Source organism: Desulfurivibrio modestus (assembly GCF_044068625.1).
Classification (GTDB): domain Bacteria; phylum Desulfobacterota; class Desulfobulbia; order Desulfobulbales; family Desulfurivibrionaceae; genus Desulfurivibrio.
Window position 1 is genome coordinate 1 of record NZ_JBIPKH010000039.1, and the last position, 11,764, is coordinate 11,764.

Sequence of the window (11,764 nt, forward strand, 5' to 3'; positions counted from 1 at the left end):
TCATGAAGAAAGCTCCGAATAGTCCCGCCAGCAAACGGAATCGGCGCAGTCTACAATAAATTGAACCAGTTTGAAAGAGCAAAATTTAAAACTCGACCTTAACCCCGGTCAGCAGCACACTCCTGGCATAATCGTAGGCATCGATATTGGAGCGATTGTTCTCGTAACTGAATTCAGCCAGCAACTTCAACCGGCGGCTGGCGGCAAACTCCAACCCCGTCCGGAGGGTCGCCTGGGTATCCTGGCGATTGATTCCGGCAAGCTCCGGATAGCTGCTGTACCTGATCCTGGCCATGGCCGAGGCCTCCCAACGCCGGCTCAATGGATACTGGAATCGAGAGAAAAGCCCATGCCGGCTGGGTGAATAGCTGGCGGTGGCACTATCGGTCCGGCCATTGAGCTCCAGCTCGTAACCGACGCGATAGCCCGCGGCTCCCCCCGCGTATTCCAGGGTGATTTTCTGCAGCCAGCCCTCCAGATAGGGTCGATCCGACGAGCTGATCTTCTCATAACGGTAACGGAACAGCAGGCGGTCGCCGTTGGCCAGGTCGCGACTGAGGTCAAGCCGGAAACCCAGGGCATCCTGCAACGAAAGATCGCCCATGGTACTGGTGGAGTAGAGCGGCCCGAAGGCGGCGCCCCAGTCGACAAAAGTTAAAGTCTTTTGTAATTCCAAGGAGAAAAAATGGAGATCATAGGCGTCGGTGGAGAGGTAGTCCTGGCCCAGGAAGAGGCCGGCAAGGCTCACGCTCCGGCCCAGATCAAGTCCGGCCGCCGCGTAGTATTCCAGAAAGGTGTCGCTGGTCTCGCTGCCGGCATCGATGGGTTCGACAATGTTGCTGTCATAGCCGTAAGATAAGCCGGCCTCGGCATACCGCAAGGGGCCGCCAACCGTTGCCGGCCCATGGCCCAGGGTGGCCAGAGCCTCACGGGCCAGAAGGCGCAATTGGGGGTCACTACTTTCCCGGTGGGCCCGCCTGAACCAGATAGCGGCCTCTTCCTCCCGGCCCTGCCGGTTTTTTACCAGGCCAATATTGTAGGCCGCCAGGGGAGCCATGGCCTTGACCCCCAATACTTGCCGGAAGGCCTGCTCGGCCCGGCCATACTCACCGAGCTGGTAGTAACTCACCCCCAGGTTGTAGTAAAGAGCGGCTGAATCCACCCCCGCCGCCCGGGCCTGTTCAAAGGCCTGGGCCGCCCTGGCGTAATCCCCGGCCCGAAAGGCCTCGATCCCCTGCTCAAACTCGCTACCCGCGGCCCAGGAGAACGTGGCGGTTAACAGTAAAAACAAGACCAGCAGTTGCGCCCAACTCCACCGGGACACCCCCATAACAAGCCCATCCTGTAGAAAAAGATTAAGCCCCCTTCCCTGCGGAAGGGGGCTGAATGAGATTAGCGCTTAACGACCGGGATCAACTACGGCCGATTCTGGGACCTGGCGTCCAGGGTCCGCTCACGCAACTCCATGGCCTGCTCCCGAACTTGATCCCGAGCCTGCTCCCGAACCTGATCCCCGGTATCCCTAGCCTGATCCCGGACCTGCTCCCGAACCTGCTCCCGGCTTCTTTCCCGGGCGGTGGTGGCGGTTTCCAGCCCGGCAGCGGACTCCTCACGCCCATCCTCCGCCGCTACTTCGGGGAGCTCCAGGGTGGTGGTCACCCCTTCGGTCACCCCGGCATCCTGATCGATCACCTGCATGGTTACCTCGCTGAGTCCTGCCTGGGCACTGGCCGCGACAAAGGTGAGGGCCATGATCGCAATGACGGCAACTGATTTTTTCTTAAACATCTCCTGATCTCCTGTCTATGATTTTTGCTGTTTGACATCACAACCAAGCGCGATATTGCGGAGCTGTGCTGTCCCTGAACGAACCGGGAACAATGTCAAATTGAACCCGAAACTCTCTTTGCTGTTCCCCCTGTCGCAGCCGAACTACCAGGGTCTGCTCGCCGCCCTGATCGGCCCGAACCGTGAGGGGCAGACGGTTGCCGCCGGCCTCCAGGCGAACACTCCAGTTAACCTCGCTAAGCTGCGGCCTGTTGACCAGGCGGATACCGTCGGACAGCCGCAGTTCAAGCTCGGCCTCCTCCACCATCGCCGGGGCGTGAAAGACCAGATCCAGCGAACGGGTTTCATTGACCGTCATACTGACCAGCTGCACCGGCTCCCTCAACAGCTGCGCCACCTCCCGTGGCGGGCTCACCACCAGCAACAGGGCCACCAGGCCGGCGGCCAGAGCCCCGCCCAGCCCGGCTCCCAGCAGCAATCGGCCGCCGGGCCGCCGGTTGCGGGCGGGTTCACCACCGCCGCCCACCAGCCGGCGCAGCAGGGCAAAGAGCCCAAAACCACCGCCAATGGTAACCGGGCGCCGGTTGGCCAAGGCGGCTCCCCGCAGGGCCCGCTCGGCAAATCCGGGCCGCATGGGGGGAACCGGCAGTTGTCGCAAGGTTTGCCGCCAGGCCGCCTCAGCGGCAACCGCGGCCCGACAAACCCGGCACGATTCAAGATGGGAATCGAAACCACCTCGGCTCGCCGGCTCCAGGTACCCATCAAGATAGTCATCAATCCGTTCTGCCCACTCTTTACATTCCATTTTGATCACCTCTCGCCATTCAACACGCCGCCGCCGCTCAAATGGTTCCATCGGTCAGCAACTCTTTCAGCCGAGCCCGGGCTCGATGGAGGCGTGATTTCAAGGTGCCCAGGGGTGTGCCCAGAATCAGCTCCAGCTCGGGCAGGGTGTAGCCCTCCATATCGTGAAAAATGATGAGTTGCCGCTGATCATCATTGAGCCGAGCCAGGGCCTGGGCCACCCGGTTCCGCAACTGTTGCCGCGCCAGCGCCGCCTCCGGCTCCATGGGGGCCGAGGGGCGGGAGTCGCTCACGGCCTCAAGCTCCACATCCCAATCCTCCACGGGCCTTCGCCCCAGGCGACGCAGCCGATCAACATAGAGGTTGCGGAGACTGCGGGCCAGCCATGGGCGCAACTCTGCCACCTCCGCGAGCTTTTCCAGCCGGGGATAGAGCTTGACCAGCAGATCCTGCACCAGATCCTCGGCGTCGTCACGATTAACGCACAGCCGCCAGGCCAGGCGGTAGAGGGGTTCAATCTGCGGGCGCAGCAACCGTTCAAAACGGGCCTGATAATTTTGGTTAAGATCTTCCGACATGAACTCCTCTTGTTGTCACCCCTTTCACTCATCGACACGTCGGCGGCGGGAAAAAGGTTCCATCAAACTATTCTTTTTGCAAAAAAGGGGGCAGAGCAAGAGTGGCGGGGAGCAGGACAGGGAGTAAACGACCTTAAAAGGCGCTGACAATCAGTTGTTGCCGCCGCGCAGCTTCCGAATGGCCATCACGGCGAAGTCCCGGAACAGGCGGGTGGTTTTGATCTGGCTGCCATCGAGTTTGGGACGGCCCTGCTTGCGATCCAGGTAGATCAGGCCGATGGGCTTGCCGTCAAGACTGATGGGAAAGAGATAAACCATGCGCCCCCTGACCAGTTGCGCGAGATTTTCAGCAAAGGCTCCCGGGGTGTCGGGGGGGACCGCCATATCCTTGCCCTGTTTCAGGGCCTGGGAGATCACCCCTCCGGCCTCCAGATCATGGGTAAAGGAGGTGATCTTCTCCGGCTCCAGGTCACCAAAGCCGAACCGGCCGATCAGCACCCGCCGGCCGGGCTGAATACTGAGCACAGCCAGCAGCACCCGATCAAAACCGATCCCCCGATAGAGCCCTTCCAGCAGATTGATGTAGAAATCATTGAGATTGATCGGCCCCAGGAGGGTTTCGGTCAGCTCGCGAATAAAGTCGTCAATGGATTTTTCGGGCGCTTGGCCGGAACCGGCAGGAGGTTCATCCAAAAACTCCACCGCTTCCAGCTCCAGCTCCGGCGCCGCGACCAACTCCTGTTCCGGGGCGGCGGACGCCACCACACCATCGGCCGCCAGCAGGTCAAACCTGGCCTTCCTGGCCCCACCAGGGTATTTCAGGGCCTCCTCCGCCTCATGCAGGCGCTGGCCGATCTTGAGCTTGGCCAACCCGTACCGCAGGGAATCGGACATATCCTCCGAGGCGGCAATACTGCGCTCCAGCGGGGCGGTCAGATCCTCCCGCCCCAGATAGAGGATCTGACCGTAACGGCCCAGCAGCGGCTCCAGCGACCTTCCGCCACAAACATTTTCCGTCAACTGGTTGGCAAAAGAGGCCAGGTTGCAGAGATATCCCTTGCGGTCGCGATTATTCAGGGGTTTCCGGGGCCGGGGGTCCATGGCCGCGATAACATTTTTGGAGAGGTTCCAAAAAGCTGCCACCTCCATCCCGATCTTCTGGTAGTCCAGGCCATCCAGGGCCTCGCGGACGGCGGCGGCTTCGCCAACCCCCCTGGCCACCATTTTTTCGATCCGGGAATAGCTCTCGGGAAGATAGATACAGACAATGATCTTGCCCAGATTGTGGAGCAGGGCGCAGATAAAGGCCTCCTCGGGGGCGACCTCCAGATTTTTCTCCACCGCCAGATCACGGGCCTGCATGGCGCTGAGAAAGGAGCAGGTCATGATCCTGCTGATGCTCTCCTTGTCGGCGCCGCTCTTAACAAAATTTTCGAAAAGGGCGATGGCCATGGCCAGATCACGAACCGCGTCGAAGCCGAGGATGGTCACCGCTTTGGAGATGGAGTTGACCGGCCGCCCCAGGGAGTAGTAGGCGGAGTTGACCACCTGCAAAACCTTGTTGGTCAGGGAGTAATCCTTGAGAATGACCTGGGCCAGTTCGTAGGCGGCGCTGCGGCTGCTCTGGGTAAGGGAGATCAGCTCCCGGACATGACCGGACATGGCCGGCAGGCCCTTGATTTTCATCTTGGCGAAAATCTCATCCAACCGCTTTTGCGGCTGGAGCGCGTCGCCATCGTCGGCCTTTATCCCGCTATCCACCATCCCACCAAGCCTCAATATTTGCGATTCAACCTTGCAACTAACTATAACAATTCACATTATCCGGCTCATGGCGTTTCAAGTCGACCCATCCCCAGCCAGCGCCAATGTACTCCATGCCGTGCGCCACGAAAATCCCCTACTGGACAAATCGGTCATACCGACAGACAAAAAGCTGGAATCTCTGAAGCCCAAAAAACGCTTACCTTGTCTGGGACGACAACCGTTTCGGTTATGGTATAAAGGTTTGCGCCAGGTGGCCGCAAGATTTTTCGCCATTATTTCATGATCATTGTCCAATCGTTTCTTGACGCCGGCGATACAACCTGTCAAAGTTTTTGTGCAACTATTGAGAGGCAGTTACCAACGGGTGGACGAGGTGCTAAATGATTGAACAGGCGGTCATGGAGCGATGGATGCAGGAGCTGGCGGCGGAAAGGCGGATATTCGCCCCCCATACGGAGCTGATTCGCTGCGGCGAACCGTCGGACCGGATCATCTTGCTGGTCAGGGGCACGATGGAGGTGATCCTGCGGCAAGAGCGCATCCTGCTCACCGGCCCTACCTGGTTGGGGGAGATCGGTTTCCTGGGGGAGATCCCCGCCGGCGCCGATGTCAGGGCCGTGGACGAGGTGCTGGTTTACATCGTCAAGCGCCAGGAGATTCAGCGCTGGGGCAGGGAGCGGCCGGAAGGCTTCTCCGCCTTTTACGCCTCGCTCTCGCGGGTGGCAATTCGCCGCCTGTCGGGGGAGTTTCACAGCGGCTACTGCGCGGTTATTGCCCATGACGCCCGCAAGAAGGAACTGCTGCAACTGATCGGCAACAACGAAGAGTTCTTCCGCCGCTGCAACCTGATCGCCACCGCGTCCACCGGCCTGCGCATCGAACAGGAGCTTGATCTCCCGGTGGCCCGCCGGGCGCTCTCCGGCCCGCATGGCGGCGATCAGGAGATCGGCGCGCTGGTTTCGCGGGGGATGGTCGAGGCGGTCTTCTTCTACCGGGATCCGCTGTGGGCCGCGCCCCACCATGCCGACGTCAACGCCCTGATCCGGATCTGCGAATTCGCCAACGTACCGCTGGCGACCAACGATGCCACCGCTCAACTGCTGATCGACGGACTGATGCAGAAGCTGATCGAACCCGGGTAGCCGGCAACAGGCGACCGACGATTGCTTCCTCGTCGTCGGCACCACTGCCCTTACTCTTCCGGCCCGTCAGCCAGCAACTCCTCCAGCGGCTGGGGGCGGTGGAGAAAATAGCCCTGGGCGTAGTCCACCCCAAGGGCAACCAGACGGACCAGCGCCTCCTCCTCCTCGACCCACTCGGCGATGGTCGTGATCCCCAGGGTATGCCCGATCCGGACCACCGCCTCGACAATGGACCGATCCAGGGCGCTGGCGGCCAAATTACGGACGAAACTGCCGTCGATCTTCAGAAAATCAACGGGTAACTGCTGGAGATAGGCAAAGGAGGCCAGACCACTGCCGAAGTCGTCCAGGGCAAAGAGGCAACCGGCGGCCCTCATCGTGCCGATAAATTCACAGGCGCGGGGAACATTCGAGATCGCCGCCGTTTCGGTGATTTCAAAGCAGATCGACCCGGCCGGCAGTCCGCTGCGGTCGATCTCCCGCTCCAGGAAGCGCAGAAACTGATTGTCGTTGATCGACGCCCCCGAAATGTTAACCGCCCAAGTCTGCGCAGCAGCCCGGGGCGGCAACAGACGGCGGAGGGCCAGCACCCGCCGGACCACCCAGATATCCAGTTCAGTGATCAGGCCATAGCGCTCGGCGGCGGGGATAAAAGCGGCCGGCGCCAGCAGTTCGCCGCCGGCCTCCTTCATCCGCAGCAAAATCTCGATGTGGGGCCGGTTAGGGTGCCGGATCGGCACGATCCACTGGCCGTAAAGCACCAGGCCATCCTGCTCGATCACCGAGGTCAGGCGGGAGGCCCAGTACATCTCGCCCCGCCGGGTGGCCAGGGCGCTGTTTTCGCGGGTATACAATTGGACCCGGTTGCGGCCCCGCTCCTTGGCGAGATGGCAGGCGGCATCGGCGGCCGCCAGCAGCTCCTCCTCCTCGCTGTCGGGACCAATGATCGCGATGCCGGCGCTGGCCCCGATCATGAAGATCTTGTCCTGCCAGGGAAAGCGCAAACTCCTGATACTGGCGATGATTTTTTCCGCAAAGCCGATCGCCTCCCGGGACGAATACCCCTCCAGCAGAATCCCGAACTCGTCGCCGCCAAGCCGGGCCAGGGTATCGGTCGGGCCCACCTGGTCCCGCAGCCGGACGGCCAGTTGCCGCAGCAGTTGATCCCCGGCCGCGTGCCCGCAGGTGTCGTTGACCACCTTGAACTGGTCGAGATCGAGGTAGATCAGGACGTGGGAGACCCCGCCACGGGCGGCGGAGCGGCGTAGTTCGCTCAACCGCCTGGCAAACAGCCGCCGGTTGGGCAGATCGGTCAAGGGATCGTGGTTGGCCTGCCAGGAAATTTCCCGGATCAATTCGGCGTTGGAACCCAGGGAGGCTTCCAGTTCGGCGTGCTGCCGGCAGGAGCGTAGCGCCACCGCCAGCTTGTCGGCCAGCGCGGCGATCTCCTCGATCATCGCCTGGTCGAAATGGCGGCCCCGTCCCAGCACCAGCGCCCCAAACCTGGGTAACCGCCAGAAGTAGTAATAACGGCCATCCTGAACGGCAAAGGGGGGAACAACGGGACGGGTGTCATCGGCCAGCGCCACGGCCAGGGCTGGCAACAGGGCGGCCAGCTTCTTGCCGCGCGGCAGTACGCGGACCGGGACCAGCCGGCCATCCTGCTCCTCGACCACCGCGGCGGTGGCGCAACTCAGCCGGCGCAGAAACAACGGCAGGCAATCGTTGAGCATCGCCGCCATCTCCAGGCTGGTGCCGATGGCCATCGCGATCTCGTGCAGCACCTCCAGCTGATAAAACTTTTCCTGAATCACAAAACCCCCACCACAGCGGTCTTGTTGTAAAATTCGAGATAGTCCTGACCGTAATTGGCAATTTCGCCGATGGTCAATGCCCCGACAAAGGGCAGCAGGCCATCGTCGATGGCCGCCATCTCCCGCCAGAAGTCGGCTTCCAGGAAAAGCGCCCGCGAGATGCAGTCCATAGCCAGGCGGATGGTGGGGTCCTTGCCGCCACCATCGTACGCGTAATCGCTGGTCTGCCGGGCCTGGGAAGCGGCCGCCAGCAGGGTGCTCCGATCGCCGTGCAGAATCCGCACAAAGGCCCGCGATGGGATCTCGCCGACGCAGACCAGGCTCTCACCCATAACCTTTACCGGATCGCGGACCACGATCTCGCCACCCAGGCGGGTGATGCCAAAGGGGTAGGATTTGGCGGTCTGAAAAAAATTCTCCGCCGAGAAGTCGTGTTTGGCATGGAGACGAACCAGCTCCCGGTATACCGGCCAGGCCGGCCGCCAGTCGAGACTGTGGATCACATTGCCCTCCGCTCCGGTAACCTTCAAAGGCTCGGAGATCGGCTGCCAGCCGTGGGCCACCCCAATGCTGCTCGGCAGGTCGAGCATCGCCAACACCGCGCTGTCCCGGTGCAAACCGCTCCGGTCAAGCACACAGGGCAGCGGCGTAAAGGAGAGGGTGCCGCAACCGCCCCCCAGATAATTGTTTTCCAGGCCGAAGTGATTGTAGAGGGCCTCCACCAGGGCGCCGGCGCCGCAGGAGATCGCATCGACAAAAACAAAAAGGGTGCCGCCGGCGGCCGGTTCGGGAAAGGCGGAGATCAGGGCCGCGTCAAGGTCGCGTTGCGGGCGGGACAGTTGGTCAATCAGCGCCACCCGGGGCGCCATCGGCAGCCCCACCGCCACCGTCCCCCGCGACAACCGCTGCCGGCCATGCATAATCTGGGGGAAAAGGCCACCGAACAACGGCTTGCCGGTGGCCGTCAGGGCAGTGCGCAACGTACCCGGCGCGTTGTCGTTGTCGGAACAACCCAGCAGCATAATTCCAGCCACCGCCGGATCCTCCTCCAGCTTCCGCAACACTTCGGCCAAGGGATCCGCCCGCCCCTGACTCTCCAACAGTATATGCATAACCTCTCCTTAAAGGTGAGGTGATAGGAGTTGTCGAGTAGACCGACTTCTCCACTTCCATTTTCCAACCGGGCAATGCCTCTTTAAACGCCTCGCCGCACGCGGCTACTACGTGCTGCATTGGTCTCCGGTTGTGGGCTGGCAAGCGTTGGCCTCGGCCCCTCACAGAACCGTGCTTGCGCTATTTACGCACACGGCTCCTCATAAAGTCGCTTCACGGTTAGGTGAGCAGGTGCACCCTGATTATCGGCTTCGGCAGGGGGAACTTCCCGAGAAACGACCTGAATTTATCCCATTTCATGCAGTCTCGCTTTCCCCTTCTATTCAGCCATTTGAAGAGCAGTCTCCTTACTGCTATAGAGAAGCGCAGCAGACCCGGTGAGTTGTCCGTTACCCCGTAGTAGGCAAAGTGGCCTTGTATTTTGCTGACCACTTTTGCCATGAGTTCCCGAGCAGGCAAGGTCCGGCTTGCTTTTAGCCATTCCTTGAACGCTCGAAGCTTGGCGGTAAATTTCTTCCGGGAGGTAATGCGCTTCATGCGGAAGCGCCTGCTTCCCCTGGCTCGGCTGCAATAATGCGTGAATCCAAGGAAATCGAAGGTGTGCGGTTTCCCGCCGCATCTCTTGGCCCTCGCTTCAGCCATTGGACCGAACTCCAGCACTTTGGTCTTTTCCGGCGACACCTCAAGGCCGAATTGAGCCAGCCGCTCCTCCACCTCGCAGCGGAATCTGACAGCTTCGTCCCCTCTTTGGAAGCAGGTGACCCAGTCGTCTGCGTAGCGGATTAGCCGGGCATTGCCCCAACAGCTCTTGCGGAACTTCCGTTCAAACCACAAGTCGAGAGTATAGTGAAGATAGATGTTGGCCAGGATCGGCGATATTATCCCGCCTTGCGGTGTTCCTTCGTCGCCTTGGTCAAGTAAGGCCCCATCTTCCATGATTCCCGCCTTGAGGAAGCGCTCCGTATATCGCAGAACACGTTTGTCCGCCACCCGGTGGGCGAGAAACTGCATCAGCCACTTGTGCTCGACATTATCGAAGAACCCCTTAATGTCTACCCCCACAATGTGGTTGACCGGTTTCCGCTCAACTTCATGGCTTAAGGATCGTAAAGCATCGTGACAACTCCGTCCGGGCCGGAACCCGTAGGAGTCGGCGATAAAGTCCTGCTCATATATCGCCGTCAGGAGCCGTGCCAATCCTGCCTGGACCAACTTATCCTCTATGGCGGGAATACCCAGTGGCCTTTGTTTGTTGCTTCCGAGTTTGGGGATGTACACCCGCCGGACCGGGAGAGGACGATACGCCATCCGGTGAATTTTATCCACCAGGATGCGAAGGTTCTCCTCCAGGTTCGCCTGGTACTCTTCTTTGGTTACCTGATCAATGCCTGCCGCCGCGTCTCTTCGCAGCCTGGCAAAGCACCCCCGCAGCAGATCCACGTCCATCAGATGAAACAGGCTGGTGAACTTACACCGTGGATCCTGGCGGGCCTTTTCCGCTATGCGCTGTAATTTCGTTTCCACCGTTTCGCCATTGCTGAGCATAGCCGATGTTTCCTCACAGCGCGGTCCCTTATGTGGCGTCCTTCCCTCCGGCGGCATTACCCGCCCTCGACAGTAGTATGACGCCATCCGACTCCCTGCATCTCGTCTGCCCTTCTTCCTTTCTTATCGGTCGTCCGGCATACTCGCATCCTTGCAAGAAGATACAGGGCCTCCCGGGTTGCCACACATTCCCAATGTCCAGCATGCCATGGTCTCAGACCCCGGTGAGGCGTGCATCGACTTGCCAGTTGCGCCGATGCCCATGGTGACTTCCGTGATTCCTAGCACGTCGTCCCTCACGACAAAAGCATTTCGGGGCTCAATCCCTTCAACCTTGCGGCTTACGGCCTGCTGTCTTGCTGTCCTACGCTTAATCTCGGGGATTACTCCCTTCGGTCCAAGGACTCGCTACCCGGTGGCCGGCCAGCCTTCCGGGGCGGGCTTCGCACCCGCTAGAATGTGCGACCTTGCCCGGCCGCACAGGGTGCTGCTTTTATCGACCCTGGCAAAAAAAAGGGGGGGGGATCGGCGACAACCCCGTGCAACCTGCCCATCTTAAAGCGTTACCCTCTCTCGAGAATGATGGCTGCCCACCGGCATGTCAATGAAAAACCACCCACAAAGCGGCCAGGTTGCGGAAAAATGCTTGGCATTTTGGGCCGGTGACCGGCAGAAGAGCGGGCACTGCCCCAACCGCGAACGGCTTGGGGCAGTGCCCGGCCAGGAACTCACATCCGGCAGGCAAGGTCAAGGGTTGCGGTAGCGGGACCCCCTGGTGTGTTGGGATGGTTGCCGTTATTTCAGTTGCCGACCAACCCCGTTGAGAAAATGATTCGGTCGAAAGTTCGATTCAGCGATGAACTGGTGAAACCGCTTATCACCATGCCCGGCCGGAAGGAGACCTGGCTGCCGACGGCGATTTTGGTCTCGGGAACCGCTACCCAGGTCTTTTCGCTGCCGTTTTCCACCAGTGCGTAGGTGTAGCCACCGCTGTTCATGGTTTCCACCAACTTGCCGGTAACCGCCGACTGGGCGGCACCGCCGGTCATCGCCGCTCCGCCCTGGCCGCCGTTGCCGTGTTGGGGGAAGGCGCCAGCCTGGAACGGACTGCTGAGCAACAGGACGCCGGCGAGCAGCAGGCCGACAGGAATAAACTTCTTTTTCCGACGCGCGTTCATCAATGATCACCTCTACTTTTTTTAAAAGGTTTTTC

The 11,764-nt window shown here is 60.6% G+C and carries 10 protein-coding genes; 1 reads left to right on the forward strand and 9 read right to left on the reverse strand.

The annotated features are described in order from the left end of the window. Positions 1-85: 85 nt before the first annotated feature. From ACHHRT_RS13345 to ACHHRT_RS13365, 5 genes are all read right to left on the reverse strand, one after another. Positions 86-1,330 carry a tetratricopeptide repeat protein gene (locus ACHHRT_RS13345; RefSeq protein WP_395500266.1) on the reverse strand — a complete coding sequence of 415 codons (1,245 nt, stop codon included), beginning with the start codon at positions 1,328-1,330 and terminating at the stop codon, positions 86-88. 86 nt (positions 1,331-1,416) lie between these two features. Next, a complete protein-coding gene (locus ACHHRT_RS13350; protein ID WP_395500267.1) occupies positions 1,417-1,788 on the reverse strand; it encodes a hypothetical protein in 372 nt (123 codons plus the stop codon). Between the two features lie 37 nt (positions 1,789-1,825). After that, positions 1,826-2,593 carry an anti-sigma factor family protein gene (locus tag ACHHRT_RS13355; RefSeq protein WP_395500268.1) on the reverse strand — a complete coding sequence of 256 codons (768 nt, stop codon included), beginning with the start codon at positions 2,591-2,593 and terminating at the stop codon, positions 1,826-1,828. Positions 2,594-2,630: 37 nt separating this feature from the next. Further along, positions 2,631-3,170, reverse strand: coding sequence for an RNA polymerase sigma factor (locus ACHHRT_RS13360; protein ID WP_395500269.1), 540 nt, complete (start codon positions 3,168-3,170; stop codon positions 2,631-2,633). Between the two features lie 150 nt (positions 3,171-3,320). Further along, entirely contained in the window at positions 3,321-4,934 is a 1,614-nt protein-coding gene (locus ACHHRT_RS13365; RefSeq protein WP_395500270.1) for an HDOD domain-containing protein, read from the reverse strand. A gap of 383 nt (positions 4,935-5,317) precedes the next feature. On the opposite strand from ACHHRT_RS13365, the gene ACHHRT_RS13370 reads away from it, so the two are divergent. Beyond that, positions 5,318-6,079, forward strand: a complete 762-nt coding sequence (locus tag ACHHRT_RS13370; protein WP_395500271.1) for a methylglyoxal synthase — start codon at positions 5,318-5,320, stop codon at positions 6,077-6,079. 50 nt (positions 6,080-6,129) lie between these two features. Here the strand turns inward: ACHHRT_RS13370 and ACHHRT_RS13375 are convergent, their stop codons facing one another. From ACHHRT_RS13375 to ACHHRT_RS13390, 4 genes are all read right to left on the reverse strand, one after another. After that, on the reverse strand, positions 6,130-7,893 hold the full coding sequence (locus tag ACHHRT_RS13375) for a putative bifunctional diguanylate cyclase/phosphodiesterase (protein ID WP_395500272.1): 1,764 nt from the start codon (positions 7,891-7,893) through the stop codon (positions 6,130-6,132). After that, entirely contained in the window at positions 7,890-9,005 is a 1,116-nt protein-coding gene (locus tag ACHHRT_RS13380; protein ID WP_395500273.1) for an FIST signal transduction protein, read from the reverse strand. Before ACHHRT_RS13380 ends, ACHHRT_RS13375 begins: the two co-directional genes overlap by 4 nt. Positions 9,006-9,225: 220 nt before the next feature. Next, positions 9,226-10,551, reverse strand: a complete 1,326-nt coding sequence (ltrA, locus tag ACHHRT_RS13385) for a group II intron reverse transcriptase/maturase (RefSeq protein WP_395500274.1) — start codon at positions 10,549-10,551, stop codon at positions 9,226-9,228. Between the two features lie 800 nt (positions 10,552-11,351). Continuing rightward, positions 11,352-11,729 (reverse strand): hypothetical protein, encoded by a 378-nt coding sequence (locus ACHHRT_RS13390; RefSeq protein ID WP_395500275.1) that lies wholly within the window; start codon positions 11,727-11,729, stop codon positions 11,352-11,354. Positions 11,730-11,764 lie beyond the last annotated feature (35 nt).